We start from the raw sequence: 13,519 nt of genomic DNA on the forward strand, positions 1-13,519 counted from the left end.
CGCCGCGATGCGCTACCCGGCTCCGGCCACGACCGCTCAGTCGCGTCCCAGCTGACCGTCGCGCAAACGCCAGAGCTTCAGCGGATTGCCGTCCTGCACCGCTTCGGGCAGCAGCTCGGCCGGCAGGTCCTGATAGCAGACCGGGCGCAGGAAGCGATCGATCGCGGTCGCACCCACCGACGTGGCGCGCGGGTCGCTCGTTGCGGGGAATGGTCCGCCGTGAACCATCGCGTAGCACACCTCGACGCCGGTCGGGTACCCGTTCGCCAGGATGCGGCCCACCTTGCGCTCCAGCGTGGGCAGCAGGCCACGCACGAGTTCGTAGTCGTCCGGTTCGATCTGCAGCGTGGCCGTGAGCTGGCCTTCGATCTGCTCGGCCACCTTCATCATTTCGCCCACGTCGGCGCACGTCACGATCAGCGAAGTCGGCCCGAAGATCTCGTCTTCCAGCGCGTGCGTGGCGAGGAACTGGGCCGCCGTGGTGGTGAACAGCGCGGGCAGCGCGGAGCACGACGCGTCGCTCGGCGTGCCTTGCGCCACGCTCTTCACGCCGCTCGTTTCGGCGCGCTGCGCGACGCCTTCGCGGTACGCGGCTGCAATGCCCGCAGTCAGCATGGTCTGCGCGCCCTTCTTCGCAAGCGCCTGAGCGGCGGCGTCGATGAAGCCCTGGGTATGCGGTCCGTTGAGCACGATGACGAGGCCCGGATTCGTGCAGAACTGGCCGACGCCCAGCGTGACCGATTCCACGAAGCCGTTCGCGATCGAATCGGCGCGCGCGGCCAGTGCGCCCGGCATCACGAACACCGGGTTGATGCTGCTCATTTCCGCGAAGACGGGGATCGGTTCGCGACGCTTCGACGCGATGTCGGCCAGCGCCAGACCGCCGCGGCGCGAACCCGTGAAGCCCACTGACTTGATGGCGGGATGCGCGACCAGCGCTTCGCCGATCTCGTTGCCGGCGCCGATCACGAGCGAGAACGTGCCTTCATGCAGACCGCAGTCCGCTACGGCCTTCTGGATCGCGCGGCCCACCAGTTCGGACGTGCCGAGGTGCGCCGGGTGCGCCTTCACGACCACCGGGCAGCCGGCCGCGAACGCGGACGCCGTGTCGCCGCCCGCCACCGAAAACGCAAGCGGGAAGTTGCTGGCGCCGAACACCGCAACCGGACCGACGGGAATCTTCTGCATGCGCAGGTCCGAGCGCGGCAACGGCTTGCGATCGGGCATCGCCGAATCCAACGTGGCCGTGAGCCAGCGGCCTTCGCGCACGAGCGACGCAAAGAGCTTCAACTGCCCCACCGTGCGCCCGCGCTCGCCTTCCAGACGGGCCCGCGGCAAGGCCGACTCGGCCTGGGCGCGCTCGATCAACGTGTCGCCGAGCGCGAGGATGTTCTCGGCAATGGCTTCCAGAAAACGCGCCCGCGTTTCGAGCGGCGCGCTGCGATACGCGTCGAAGGCCTGCGCGGCCAGCTCACACGCGCGCTCCACCTCAGTAACGCTGCCCGCGCCGAACGTCGGCTCGATCTCGGCATTGCGCGCGGGGTCGAAGGCGCGCAACGTGCCCTTCGTACCTCGTACGGCGCTCGCGCCGATCAGCATCTCTCCGGTAATCTGCATCGTGAAACTCCTGTGAAGCGCCAGTGGCCGCGGTACCTGTCACGGCACCGTCATGTCCGCCCGACGCATAGTGTGTGGAAGAGGGTTATGCCGGCTGGCCACGCGTAGTGACCGGCCAGCGAAGACCAGTCGCGCCGCGGGGCCTCGCGTGTGCCCTGCGGGCGTCTGCCTGGCTGCACACCGCGGGCGCCGAACCGATCCGTCGGCTCGTGCCGTGCCGGCAAGGCATCCGTTCGGACGCAGTCGGCGGCCGAACCGTTATCAGCAGGCCCGGGATTGGCCCGGGTGCATCCAGCCCTGCTCCTGCTCGAACGCAAGCAACGCCTGCGCCGCCGCCTGGATATTCGCATGATCCGACGCCGGCGTCGAACTCAGCAACGGCAACATGGCGCCCATGTCGGCAATGCCTGAGAACGTGACAGCATCGTGAAGCACGCGGATCAACGAAATCTCGTCGCGCAGCGTTTCCAGCGGCATGAACGCATCGTAGATTCCCGCGGCCTCGCCCAGCCCGTTTTGCTGCGCGGCGCGCAGCAAGGCCATGACGGCGCGCGGCGCGATGCAGCCCGAACCCGTCGTCCATGAGGCAAGACCGAAATCGCGGACATGCACGAGCGCGGGCCGCTCGCCCATACCCGAAATCACCTTCGCCCGATTCACGCTTTGCAGCAGACGGCGCAGCCAGGGGTCGTCGGCCGGATCGTCGCGCACGATCGCGTACTTCACCGCAATCAATGTGCCCCTGTCGACGAGCCGCGCGAGCGTGTCGACGTCCACATAGTCTTCGCTCTTCACGTACAGCGTGAGCGGAATACCGGCAATGTCGGCAATGCGCGCGAGCCCTGTCTCGACGCCTTCCGGCGTGGTGAAACCGCCGAGCGGCAACACCATCGCGGTACGGTATGGCGTCTGCGAGAGAATGCGCGCCTGGTCGAGCATCTTGCCGTAGTCGGGCCCGATGGCCGGAATCACGCGGGTGGCATCGCCGGCACTCGTCGCCAGCATGTCTAGCAACTCGCGATACTCGCTCACCGGCACGTGGTACAGGTTCGCATTGCCCCCGTACAGCAGCGTGCGCACGCCGCCTGCCTCGATGTGCCGGATCAGCTTGAGGTTCTGCGCCTCGTCGAGCGTGTAGTCGCTGCGACGCGCCAGCGGCGGCACGGCCATCACCGTGGCGGCGAATTCGCTTTCGACGATCGGAGAGACGTTCATGACACCTCGGCAAGCGTGTTCGGGATGCCGCAGTGTGGCACCTTCGCGCGTCAGTTGTCAAACAAGTTTGAGGCGCGGCGCCGAGGCATGGCGGGTACGGCGGATTCGGAATATTGCGATGAAGCACTGCCGAATATATTGGCCCTGCACATGATTAATTCTTTCAGCCGAATATTGGCTCGCGATCAAAGCAAAATATTCTTTTTGAAGTTCTAATCCGCCGATGGTGTTTTAAACCCGCGTGTCCCGTGCGCAACATTGGGCGATTTGCAGCGGAAATTTGCGTCTTGCGCAAGGCGACCTGTAATAATCACGGGCAAATCATCTGCAACGCACATACCAGTCGTCTGGCCGTCCCATGCGCAAAGGCCGTGGCTGGCTGTCGCCGCCGCGGCGTGTGGCCTGTTACGTAAGCCGGAGCAGCGCGGCAACGTCAATACGTGGAACAAAAACGACCGCACTGAAATTTAGTGATAAATTGTTACAACCTGAAGAGGGGGGCGCAACCCTCCCCGCGCCGCCTGCGGCATTGGCCAGCCGCGAATCGAGAGTAATACCGTGCCGCTACATTTCATTGAGCAGATGTCGCCGATACTGGCCGCATCCGACGAGACGCAATGGTTCGACGCCGTTGCCGGTCTCGCCGGCTCGTGGGGCTTCAGTCAGGTTCTGCTCGCCATTCTGCCGCGCCCGGGCATGCGCCTCGAGGACGCCTACGTGCGCAGCAACTACGCGTCGACGTGGCGGCAGGCCTATACGGATCAGGGCTTTGCCTATATCGATCCAACTGTCTCGCACTGCACGACGCACTCGTCGCCGCTCGTGTGGTCGCCTGATCTGTTCGCTACCACGCCACAGAAGTCCATGTACGAAGAAGCGACCGCACATGGCCTGCGCGCCGGCGTGACGCTACCCATTCACGGGCCGCGTCAGGAAGCCGGCATGCTGTGCTTCGTGAACGATTCGAATCCGAACGACAAGTTCTGGCAGCACATCGACACTGCACTGCCGAACCTCGGTATTGATGCGCGACCTCGTGATCGACACGAGTCAGCGCCATTTGAGCGCGCACGCGCAGACGCTCATTCCCAAACTCACCCCGCGCGAGCGCGAATGCCTGAAGTGGACTGCGCTCGGCAAATCCACGTGGGAGATTTCACACATCCTCAATTGCTCCGAGGCTGTGGTGAATTTCCACATGAAAAACATTCGCGCGAAATTCGGTGTCAATTCACGGCGGGCAGCCGCCGTGATCGCCACTCAGTTGGGCCTTATAGATCCGGGCTGATCGAGCCGTCCGAATCACGACGGAACAGCATGCGCTCCGCCCTGCCCAGATCTCCGTCCGAGATCGTCTTGTTGAAATAAAGTCCCAGCAGAATCGATACCGGCGCCGGAATTTCCGCGCCCGATTCAAAGCGGCTTCCACGCGATTGCGTCACGCCAAAGCGCGCCCAGAAACGCCGCTGGCTTTCCTTCTTCCGTTTGCGGTACGCAATGATCTGCACGCGGTCGATCGCCGATGCCAGTTCTGCCGTCGTCCGCACTTGTCCCGTCGCGGGTTGCCAGTGATTTTCCAGAAGTTCCATGGTGGTCCCTGCCCGTTATGCCTGTTGATTAATTGCTGCCGGACCGATTCTCCGCACTTGCGCGCACGCGCGCACCTATCCAGGTAGGTAGGTAGTTTTTCTACCCAAAATGCATAACTTTCGACACGTATTTGGGCCATCAACACGTGTCGGGAGAACGTCATGCAAGCAACAATCCGGATCGGTTTGCGGCAGGAATTCGATAACGAACATATCAACGAAATGTACCGGCTCAGGGCCCGCGTATTCCGCGACCGCATGGGCTGGGATATTCCCACCATTGCAGGCATGGAGATCGACGGCTACGACGCGCTCGGGCCGCATTACATGCTGATTCAGGAGCCGGCGGGCGAGGTGCGGGGATGCTGGCGGCTGATGCCCACCGAAGGGCCGAACATGCTGCGCGACACCTTCCCGCAATTGCTGGCGGGCAAGGCTGCGCCCGCTGGACGGACCATCTGGGAGCTGAGCCGCTTTGCCATCGAAGCGGGCGGGGACCAATCGTTCGGTTTTGCCGACGTAACCATGCACGCCATCCACGCGCTCGTGACCTTCGCGGACCGCATGGGCATTACGCGTTACGTCACGGTGACGACGACGCCCATCGAGCGTCTGCTGCGCCGCACCGGCATCGAGTTGGCGCGGCTCGGGCCGCCCATGCGCATCGGCACGGAAAACGCCATTGCGCTCGATATCGCGGTGAGCCCGCAAACCCGCGTGGCGCTGTTCGGACCGATGGCAGCGGCTGCATGACGGTGGTCTGACAATCGAACCGGGCGGCTGCCGCCGCAAGCAGCCGCCCGCCGTGAAAGCCGCTCAGCCGGCTCGCGGAGCGCGCCGGAACGTGATGTGCGAAATGCGGCGCACGATCAGCACGGCCGCGAACGCGGCGCAGCCGGTCAACACCACACCAATGTGAATCGACTGCACGAGGATGTGCCTGACGGCCTCCATGAGCGCGGGACCGTCCAGTCCGGCGGCCCGCAGCTGGTTCAGCAGACTGTCGCGCAGCCCTTCGTCGATGAGGATTCGCGGATCGCCCAACTCCGGCTGCCAGCGCGCCGCCGCCGGCTTGCCGAGCACCTGCAGCGCGTCCTCCACGCCCGAGGCGTAATGCCGGTTCACGATGGTCGCCACAATGCTCGTGCCCAGCATGCCGCCCACCATGCGCGTGGATTGCAGCAGCGCCGTGGTGATGCCGAAACGCTCCCGTCCGGCAATCTCCTGGCCGAAGACGTTGAGGTTGTTGAGGATGAAACCCAAGCCGATGCCCACGGCCGACATCGCCACCTCGAGCCACAGATGCGGCGTGGACTGCGTCGCGAGCGCGAGACCCGCGGAGGCCGCGACAAGCAACGCAAAGCCGATCGAGAGAATCAGCGTGGGCTTCGGCAAATGAATCACGATGCGCGTGTTGATGAGGCTGCCAATGGCGATACACGCGGCAATCGGCGTAGCGAGGAGGCCCGCCTGCTGGGGCGACAGCCCGAAGCCGCCTTGCAGCAGCAGCGGCGCGAAGAAGATCAGCGAGAACATCACGAAGCCCGAAAGCGTGGAGAGCATGAAGAGCGTCACGATCTGCGCGTCGCGAAAGAGGTCGAGCGGGATGATGGGATGTGTCGCACGCCGCTCGCACGCCAGCAGTGCCGCTGTCCCGCCCACGACCACGGCCGCGAGAATCAGGTTACCCGTGGTAAAGCCGTCCTTCGGCACCGCCTCGATGAACACCTGAAAGCAGCCGAGCACCAGCGCCACCAGCGCCGCGCCGCCCCAGTCGATGCGCACCTCGCCCGTGCGTTCGCGTCGGTAAGACGGCAGATGCGCCCAGATGAAGTAGAACGCGAGCACGCCCACCGGCAGGTTGACGAAGAACGTGGACCGCCAGCCGAAATGCTCGCTCAGCCAGCCCCCGAGCGACGGCCCCGCCGCCGTGCCGATGCCGTACGCCGCCGCCATGACGACCTGCCAGCGCACACGGGCACGCGGGTCCGGAAACAGATCGGGAATGGAAGCGAAAGCGGTGCCCACCATCATGCCGCCGCCCACGCCTTGCAGCCCGCGCGCGATGGCGAGGAACGGCATGCTGGTGGCAAGGCCGCACAGCACGGAAGCCAACGTGAACACGATCACTGCGGCAAGCACGAAGCGCTTGCGGCCAAAGTAGTCGCCCAGCCGACCGAACACCGGCACGGTCACGACAGAGGCCAGCAGATAGGCGCTCGCGATCCACGCGTAGTACTCGAAGCCGTGCAGCTCCGCGACGATGGACGGCAGCGCGGTACTCACCACGGTCTGGTCGAGCGCGACCAGCATGTTGACGAGACCGATGCCCAGCATGGCGAGCAGCGCGTGACGAAAAGGCAGGGAGGCAGAGGTAGAGGAAGGCGAAGTCACTTCAGGGCGGCGCAAATGATGCGCGAAAAAGACGCAAGGGAAAGAGCAGGTCCTCAAGCGAGCCCGCGGCCAGGTCCAACGGACCGATCCTCGGCGCAAGCCCGCGGACCGAACCCGGCGGACAGGCCCGGCGCGCCGGAAAACCGGCCGCGCCGTGCGATCACGAACCGAACATCCGGTCTCGTGCGTTCTCCAGATGGCGACGCATGGCGTCGGCCGCGCCCGCCGCGTCGTGACGGCGAATGGCCTCCAGCACCGCGAGATGCTCGGCCTGAACCATGCGCTGACGCTCGATCGTCTTCACCAGCGAAAGGTTGCGCGACAGATTCATGCTGAACACGATCTGTTCTTCGATGAAGGACATTACCGTAATAAAAAACTGGTTTCGAGACGCGCGGGCCACGGCGAGATGGAACGTAAAGTCGTCTTTCGCACCGATGCCCTGCGTTTGCACCACACGCTCGAGATCGTCCCACGCCTGCTGGATGGCCTCGATGTCTTCGGGCTCAGCCTGCTGCGCGGCGAGCGCGGCGGCGCCAGCCTCGGTCACCACGCGGAATTCGTAGCAGCGGCGAATGTCCGAGAGAGTTTCGAGCGGCGCAAAGCGACGCACGTCGGGATCGGGCCGACGCGCAACCGTCGTTCCAGAACCGTGCCGCGTCACCACGATGCCGTCCGCGCGCAGCCGGGCCAGCGCCTCGCGCACCGTGGGCCGCGACGTCTCGAAACGCTCCGCGAGGGCGTGCTCGGTGGGCAGCCGGTCGCCCTCCTTGTACTCGCCTTCGAGAATGCGGTTGAGAATGTCCGTGTAGATCTGTTCCGGCAGACCGGTCGCCTTACGTTCGCTCGCCATGGTCGCTTGCTTGTGATCGTCGCCTGTCGTGGTCGCGGGTCGAAGCAACAGCGGCGTACAGCCGCCAGCTTGTCAAAAATTGGTGTCGATTGTAAGGCAAACCCGGCCGCGCTCATGCGCAAAGATGCGGCCGCGTCGATCGATTTGCGGTCGGAAGGCCGAACGCAAGCACCTGAGAGGGACGCCGGCCGCTCGGCTCGACTTGGCAAGCGCCGAATTGACATCCTGCTTCCGTCCATCTTTCGATGCGGCGTGCCACACGATCGTTTAAGCTGCCCGGCGTCCTTTCCCGTCAACGTGGAGGTTCCCTATGTACAAACGCATTCTCGTCGCGGTCGACGGCAGCGAAACATCGCGCCGCGCGTTCGACGCGGCGCTCGACCTGGCCAGCTCGACCGGCGCCGAACTTCAGCCGTTCTATGTGATCGAGAACACGCCGCTCTATTTCGAGGCGCCCGGCTACGACCCGTCCATCCTGCGCACGCAGATGATCGAGCAGGGCAAGACGCTCGCCACCGAGCTTGGCGCGGCGATGCGCGCGAAGGGCGTGGCCGGCGAACTGGCGACGGGCGAAGCGTCGTCGCTCGACGACGTGCCCACGCTGATCCTCGCGCGCGCGAAGGCGTTCAACGCCGACCTCGTGGTGATGGGCACGCATGGCCGCCGCGGATTCCGGCGTCTGATTCTCGGCAGCATCGCCGAACACTGCGTGCGTCAGGCGAGCCTGCCGGTGCTGCTGATTCCATCCGCCGCGAGCGGCGTGCAGGAGGCGTGACCTCGCGCAAAGGGCCGTGCGGCCGGTGCGCGTCGATTTGTCGCTGATCAACATCGGCGCGCGATGGGAAAATTCTTCAAACGTTCCCAGGAGCAGGCCATGCTGACCCCGACCGCCATTCCGCAAACCACCGTGCGCCGTACCACGCACGTGGCGGCGTCCACGCCGTCCCGCACCGCCGCCCGTTGCTCGACCTGCGCCATGCGCCAGCTGTGCATGCCGCAGGGCCTCGCCGCCGACGAAATGCCGAAGCTCGAATCGCTGATCTGCACGGCTCGGGCCGTGCGGCGCGGCGAGGCGGTCTATCGCATCGGCGACCCGTTCGAAAGCCTTTATGCGGTGCGGTCCGGTTCACTGAAGACCGTCATGGCGCACCGCGGCGGCCGCGAACAGGTCACCGGTCTGCGGCTTGCCGGCGAGGCGCTCGGCCTCGACGGCATCAGCGAAGACCGCCACGCGTGCAGCGCCATCGCGCTCGAAGACAGTTCCGTATGCATCATTCCCTACGGCGCCCTCAAGACGATGTGCCGCGAAGTCAGCGCCATGCAGGAACGCCTGCATCGCCTCATGAGCGAACAACTGATTCGCGAATCGGCGCAAATGATGGTGCTCGGCTCGCTTTCCGCAGACGAACGCGTGGCCGCGTTCCTGCTCGACATTTCGGAACGCAACGCGCAGCGCGGCTATTCGTCGGCGGAATTCAACCTGCGCATGACGCGCGAAGACATGGGCAGCTATCTCGGCATGACGCTCGAAACCGTGAGCCGCACCCTGTCGAGATTACAAAAGCGCGGCCTGATCGACACGCAAGGCAAATTCATCCGCATCGTCGACATCGAAGGGCTGCGGCAGATCTAAGCCCTTCCGCGCGCGCGGCTCGCGTCTCGACACAGCCGCCGGCCCTGCTTCAGGGCCTTTCCGTTCTCACTCCCATCCAGTGCGCCGCGCACCTCGTCACGAGGCCGCGGCGCTGTCGCGTGACGTGGCACGTGTTCTGCGAAGGCGGTACAGTTTCACGACCTTCCCTTCAGGAGAGCCGGCGCAATGAACCGCGACGCAGTTGAGATCCACCCGCTCGTCCAACGTCTTCTCGAAGCGCGCCGCGTGAGCGACGCATTGTTCGACGCCGTGAAGCGCGACTTCCTCTACGAGCGGCCCATCGGCGAACGGCACCGCATCGTGTTCTACATCGGGCACCTGGAAGCGTTCGACCGTAATCTGTTCAGCGAGCGCCTGTTCGAGCTGCCCTCTTTCGATCCGAAGCTCGACGCGCTGTTTGCGTTCGGTATCGACCCCGTGGACGGTGGCCTGCCCACCGACGTGCCCAGCGACTGGCCCGCGCTCGATGTCGTCCGCGACTACGCGCAGCGCGCTCGCGAGCAGATCGACACCCGCCTGCATGCCTTCGATCTCGGCAGCGGCGCCATCCACACCGGCTCGCCGACGCAGTTGCTGAACGTGGCCATCGAGCATCGGCTCATGCATGTGGAAACGCTCGCGTACATGCTGCATCAGTTGGCACTCGACCAGAAGCATGCGCCATCGCATGCCGCCCGCACGACGGGGAGCGACGGCTCCCACACCGTCTCGCCCTCGATGGTGCACGTGCCCGCGGGCACGGCCATTCTCGGCATGCCGCCTGAACGTGGCGTCTTTGGCTGGGACAACGAGTACGGCGAAGCGCGTATCGACGTGCCCGCGTTCGAGATAGACCGCTACATGGTTACGAACGGCGAGTACCGCGAGTTCGTGGAGGCCGGCGGCTATCGCGAGCGGGCTCTATGGAACGACAAGGACTGGGCGTGGAAAGAAGCGCAGCAGATCGAGCATCCCGTCTTCTGGTCGCAAGCCGGTAACGGCTGGACACTGCGCACCATGTTCGACGAGATCGACCTGCCGCCCGCATGGCCCGCGTATGTGAGCCACGCCGAGGCAAGCGCCTATGCCCGCTGGCGCGGCAAATCGCTGCCCACGGAAGCGCAATGGCAGCGCGCCGCGCACGGCATCGACCAACCCGAGAGCGGCAACTTCGACTTCCGCAATTGGGACCCGCAGCCCGTGGACGCCTTCCCCGCAAGCCGCGGTACGTTCGGCGCGGAAGGGCTGTACGGCAACGGCTGGGAATGGACCTCGACGCTATTCGAACCGCTGCCCGGCTTCGAGCCGTTCCCGTTCTACCTCGGCTACTCGGCGAATTTCTTCGACGGCCAGCATTACGTGCTCAAAGGCGGCTCCGCGCGGACCGCGCGCTGCATGCTGCGGCCCACGTTCCGCAACTGGTTTCAGCCGCGGTATCAGTACGTGTATGCGGGGTTCAGGTGTGTGAAGGCGTGAGCGTCCCTCACACCCTGACCGGAACGCCAGCCATTTACTCGCCATGCGGGATGCCCTCTATCGGGCACTCCGCCGTGCCGGGCGTGGTGCGCGTGAGTGCCTCTACGGCGCGCCGTGTACCTTCCGGATCTTCGATCCAGTTTCGATAGAAGCCGAACGGGCACGCCGCCACGCCGTTGGCGCCGTCGCCGGAATGGTGAGTGCCCGTATATCCGCGATGAAGCAGCTTGTACAAATGGTTCTGCGACTGCATGTTGCGCCGCGCGTCGCGAATCATATCGAGCGATAGTTCGGCATACTGAACGCCCATCTCTTCTTCGCCGCATTCACCCAGCGTGCGCCCGTCGAAACCGACGATGGCCGAATGACCGAAGTACGAATACACGCCGTCCCATCCGGTCGCATTCGCCACCGCGACATACGTGTTATTCATCCACGCCATGGCCTTCGCCACCAACACCTGCTGTTCCTTGGCGGGGTACATGTACCCCTGGCATCGCACAATGAGTTCCGCGCCGCCCATCGCGCAATCGCGCCAGATCTCCGGATAGTTGCCGTCGTCGCAGATGATGAGGCTGATCTTGATGCCCTTCGGCCCTTCTGTCACATAGGTACGGTCGCCGGGATACCAGCCTTCGATCGGTGTCCACGGCATGATCTTGCGGTACTTCTGCACGATTTCGCCGCGGTTGTCGATGAGGATCAGCGTGTTGTACGGCACCTTGTCGGGATGCGCTTCGTGCCGCTCGCCGGTCAGCGAGAACACACCCCACACGTTGGCCTTGCGGCACGCCGCTGAAAATATTTCGGTTTCCTCTCCAGGTATCGTGGCCGCCGTGTCGAACATCTCCTGACGGTCATACATGATTCCGTGCGTCGAGTATTCCGGAAACACGACGAGGTCCATGCCGGGCAACCCCTGCTTCATGCCGACCACCATGTCGGCGATCTTCCGCGCGTTCTCCAGCACCTCGGCTTTCGTGTGCAGACGCGGCATCTTGTAATTGACCACTGCGACGCCCACACAATCGCGGCTGCTCGAAATATCACCATGTCGCATGATTCGTTTCTCCTTGAAGGCGCGTAATCCTGATGCGGACCTCGCCGCAACGGCCCGCGCTAACGGGCTAGTGACTGATCATCCACGGGCGCCCCGCCGGCCGTTTGAGCCCCGCCGACGTCTGCGCGCTCGCGCCCGCGAGCGTGGTGCGACCGCCCGAACAGCAGCCGCAGCCCGGCCGGTGGCGCAGCGGCGGGCCGTCCGCAGACTGGCGTGGCGCGTGAGCCGCGCGCTCGTTCGTCGCGCGCGCGATGCGGCTCGTGCCGGCCATCAACGCCAGCGAGGGCGCGGTCATCAGGCGTGTGCTCTCGCCGCCGCACTCGGGGCAATGGCACGGCATCTCGCGGTCCGCGATGCGTCGCATGACGGAGAACGGTCCGCAGTGCGCGCACTCGAAGTCGTAGATCGGCATATCGGGCTCCGAATCGTTTAGTGGTTCATGACTTCACGAGATCGGGCGAGCACGGCATGTCCACACCACCTTGCACGTGGCGCACGGGTCCATCAGCGTTCGGGCGAATGTCGAAGTCGAAGATCTGCGTGGGCAGCCACAGCGTCGCGCAGGCGTTCGGAATATCCACCACGCCGCTGATATGCCCCTGCACCGGCGCGCACCCCAACAACGAATACGCCTGCGCCCCGGAATAGCCGAACTTCTTCAGATACTCGATGGCATTGAGGCACGCCTGCCGATACGCCACCGTCACGTCGAGGTAGTGCTGGCCGCCTTGTTCGTCTACCGAAATACCTTCGAAGATCAGATAGTCGTTGTAGGCGGGCGTGATGGGGCTGGGCTGGAACACGGGATTGCGGATGCCGTATTTCTCCACGCCGCCTTTGATGAGATTCACGCGCATATGCACCCAGCCGGCCATCTCGATCGCGCCGCAAAACGTGATCTCGCCATCGCCCTGGCTGAAATGCAGGTCGCCCACCGAAAGGCCCGCGCCGTCCACGTAGACGGGGAAAAACACTTTCGAGCCGCGCGAAAGGTCCTTGATGTCGCAATTGCCGCCATGCTCGCGCGGCGGCACGGTACGCGCGCCTTCGGCCGCGGCCTTGTCGCGTGCGTCACCCGCCAGCTTGCCCATGTGGGCCGTGGCCGCGAACGGCGGATTCGCGAGCGGCGGCACACGTTCCGGCGCCGTCGAGATCAGCCCCGTTTCGCGGGCATTCCACGTGTCGAGCAGCTTCGGGTCGGGCAGGCAGCCGATCAAACCCGGATGAATCAGCCCCGCGAAATTAACGCCGGGAATATGGCGCGAACTCGTATAAAGGCCGTGGAAATCCCAGATGGATTTTTGCGCGTGCGGAAAGTGGTCCGTCAAAAATCCGCCGCCGTTCGTCTTCGAGAAGAAGCCGTTGAATCCCCACTGGCTGTCCGCCTTCGCGCCGATGTCGAGCAGATCCACCACGAGCAGATCGCCGGGCTCCGCGCCGCGCACGCCAACCGGTCCTGACAGGAAATGCACGATGGAGAGATCGATATCGCGCACGTCGTCGGCGCTGTCGTCGTTCTTGATGAAGCCGCCGGTCCAGTCGTAGGTCTCCAGAACGAAATCGTCGCCGGGGTTCACCCAGCAGGCCATCGGAATGTCCGGATGCCAGCGGTTGTGAACCTGTTCGTTTTCATAGGCGGACTGGTTCAGATCGACCTTGATGAGCGTTTCAGCCATTTCATT

At 64.6% G+C, this 13,519-nt stretch carries 12 protein-coding genes and 1 pseudogene; 5 read left to right on the top strand and 8 right to left on the bottom strand.

The window, feature by feature from the left end; genetic code table 11:
- Nucleotides 1-36: 36 nt before the first annotated feature.
- Both U0042_RS01895 and U0042_RS01900 read right to left on the bottom strand, forming a co-directional pair.
- The gene (locus U0042_RS01895) at nt 37-1,617 is read right to left on the bottom strand and encodes an aldehyde dehydrogenase (NADP(+)) (protein ID WP_114809616.1); all 1,581 of its coding nucleotides are present in this window, start codon (nt 1,615-1,617) and stop codon (nt 37-39) included.
- Nucleotides 1,618-1,878: 261 nt separating this feature from the next.
- Nucleotides 1,879-2,832, bottom strand: a complete 954-nt coding sequence (locus U0042_RS01900) for a dihydrodipicolinate synthase family protein (protein WP_114809617.1) — start codon at nt 2,830-2,832, stop codon at nt 1,879-1,881.
- 582 nt (nt 2,833-3,414) lie between these two features.
- Between U0042_RS01900 and U0042_RS01905 the strand changes: the two are divergent.
- Nucleotides 3,415-4,120 (top strand): annotated as a pseudogene (locus U0042_RS01905) (helix-turn-helix transcriptional regulator).
- On the opposite strand, the gene U0042_RS01910 reads toward U0042_RS01905, so the two are convergent.
- Nucleotides 4,104-4,421, bottom strand: a complete 318-nt coding sequence (locus tag U0042_RS01910; RefSeq protein WP_017774918.1) for a hypothetical protein — start codon at nt 4,419-4,421, stop codon at nt 4,104-4,106. The pseudogene U0042_RS01905 and the gene U0042_RS01910 sit on opposite strands and share 17 nt — an antisense overlap.
- A gap of 162 nt (nt 4,422-4,583) precedes the next feature.
- Between U0042_RS01910 and U0042_RS01915 the strand changes: the two genes are divergently transcribed.
- Nucleotides 4,584-5,174, top strand: coding sequence for an acyl-homoserine-lactone synthase (locus tag U0042_RS01915; protein ID WP_114809618.1), 591 nt, complete (start codon nt 4,584-4,586; stop codon nt 5,172-5,174).
- Between the two features lie 63 nt (nt 5,175-5,237).
- Here the strand turns inward: U0042_RS01915 and U0042_RS01920 are convergent, their stop codons facing one another.
- The gene (locus U0042_RS01920; protein WP_114809619.1) at nt 5,238-6,758 is read right to left on the bottom strand and encodes an MFS transporter; all 1,521 of its coding nucleotides are present in this window, start codon (nt 6,756-6,758) and stop codon (nt 5,238-5,240) included.
- Nucleotides 6,759-6,975: 217 nt separating this feature from the next.
- Nucleotides 6,976-7,668, bottom strand: coding sequence for a FadR/GntR family transcriptional regulator (locus U0042_RS01925; protein WP_114809620.1), 693 nt, complete (start codon nt 7,666-7,668; stop codon nt 6,976-6,978).
- Between the two features lie 310 nt (nt 7,669-7,978).
- On the opposite strand from U0042_RS01925, the gene U0042_RS01930 reads away from it, so the two are divergent.
- The 3 genes from U0042_RS01930 to U0042_RS01940 all read left to right on the top strand — a co-directional run bounded on the left by U0042_RS01930 (nt 7,979) and on the right by U0042_RS01940 (nt 10,777).
- Nucleotides 7,979-8,443, top strand: coding sequence for a universal stress protein (locus U0042_RS01930; RefSeq protein ID WP_114809621.1), 465 nt, complete (start codon nt 7,979-7,981; stop codon nt 8,441-8,443).
- 99 nt (nt 8,444-8,542) lie between these two features.
- Nucleotides 8,543-9,301 carry a fumarate/nitrate reduction transcriptional regulator Fnr gene (fnr, locus tag U0042_RS01935; RefSeq protein WP_017774913.1) on the top strand — a complete coding sequence of 253 codons (759 nt, stop codon included), beginning with the start codon at nt 8,543-8,545 and terminating at the stop codon, nt 9,299-9,301.
- Between the two features lie 186 nt (nt 9,302-9,487).
- Nucleotides 9,488-10,777, top strand: coding sequence for an SUMF1/EgtB/PvdO family nonheme iron enzyme (locus tag U0042_RS01940; protein WP_114809622.1), 1,290 nt, complete (start codon nt 9,488-9,490; stop codon nt 10,775-10,777).
- A 34-nt stretch (nt 10,778-10,811) separates the two neighbouring features.
- On the opposite strand, the gene U0042_RS01945 is transcribed toward U0042_RS01940, so the two are convergent.
- From U0042_RS01945 to fmdA, 3 genes are all read right to left on the bottom strand, one after another.
- Nucleotides 10,812-11,837: an aliphatic amidase gene (locus tag U0042_RS01945; RefSeq protein WP_114809623.1), complete on the bottom strand. Its 1,026-nt coding sequence runs from the start codon at nt 11,835-11,837 to the stop codon at nt 10,812-10,814.
- Between the two features lie 67 nt (nt 11,838-11,904).
- Nucleotides 11,905-12,249, bottom strand: coding sequence for an FmdB family zinc ribbon protein (locus U0042_RS01950; RefSeq protein WP_114809624.1), 345 nt, complete (start codon nt 12,247-12,249; stop codon nt 11,905-11,907).
- Nucleotides 12,250-12,274: 25 nt separating this feature from the next.
- A complete protein-coding gene (gene fmdA, locus U0042_RS01955) occupies nt 12,275-13,513 on the bottom strand; it encodes a formamidase (protein ID WP_114809625.1) in 1,239 nt (412 codons plus the stop codon).
- Nucleotides 13,514-13,519 lie beyond the last annotated feature (6 nt).

It is taken from the genome of Paraburkholderia kururiensis (assembly GCF_034424375.1).
GTDB lineage: Bacteria > Pseudomonadota > Gammaproteobacteria > Burkholderiales > Burkholderiaceae > Paraburkholderia > Paraburkholderia kururiensis_A.

What these genes read in the sequence shown, in the direction of transcription:
- U0042_RS01950 (WP_114809624.1), bottom strand. Translation starts at nt 12,249, where the DNA reads ATGCCGATCTACGACTTCGAGTGCGCGCACTGCGGACCGTTCTCCGTC.
- U0042_RS01895 (WP_114809616.1), bottom strand. Translation starts at nt 1,617, where the DNA reads ATGCAGATTACCGGAGAGATGCTGATCGGCGCGAGCGCCGTACGAGGT.
- fnr (WP_017774913.1), top strand. Translation starts at nt 8,543, where the DNA reads ATGCTGACCCCGACCGCCATTCCGCAAACCACCGTGCGCCGTACCACG.
- U0042_RS01930 (WP_114809621.1), top strand. Translation starts at nt 7,979, where the DNA reads ATGTACAAACGCATTCTCGTCGCGGTCGACGGCAGCGAAACATCGCGC.
- U0042_RS01920 (WP_114809619.1), bottom strand. Translation starts at nt 6,758, where the DNA reads ATGCTGGGCATCGGTCTCGTCAACATGCTGGTCGCGCTCGACCAGACC.
- U0042_RS01940 (WP_114809622.1), top strand. Translation starts at nt 9,488, where the DNA reads ATGAACCGCGACGCAGTTGAGATCCACCCGCTCGTCCAACGTCTTCTC.
- U0042_RS01910 (WP_017774918.1), bottom strand. Translation starts at nt 4,421, where the DNA reads ATGGAACTTCTGGAAAATCACTGGCAACCCGCGACGGGACAAGTGCGG.
- U0042_RS01915 (WP_114809618.1), top strand. Translation starts at nt 4,584, where the DNA reads ATGCAAGCAACAATCCGGATCGGTTTGCGGCAGGAATTCGATAACGAA.
- U0042_RS01925 (WP_114809620.1), bottom strand. Translation starts at nt 7,668, where the DNA reads ATGGCGAGCGAACGTAAGGCGACCGGTCTGCCGGAACAGATCTACACG.
- fmdA (WP_114809625.1), bottom strand. Translation starts at nt 13,513, where the DNA reads ATGGCTGAAACGCTCATCAAGGTCGATCTGAACCAGTCCGCCTATGAA.
- U0042_RS01900 (WP_114809617.1), bottom strand. Translation starts at nt 2,832, where the DNA reads ATGAACGTCTCTCCGATCGTCGAAAGCGAATTCGCCGCCACGGTGATG.
- U0042_RS01945 (WP_114809623.1), bottom strand. Translation starts at nt 11,837, where the DNA reads ATGCGACATGGTGATATTTCGAGCAGCCGCGATTGTGTGGGCGTCGCA.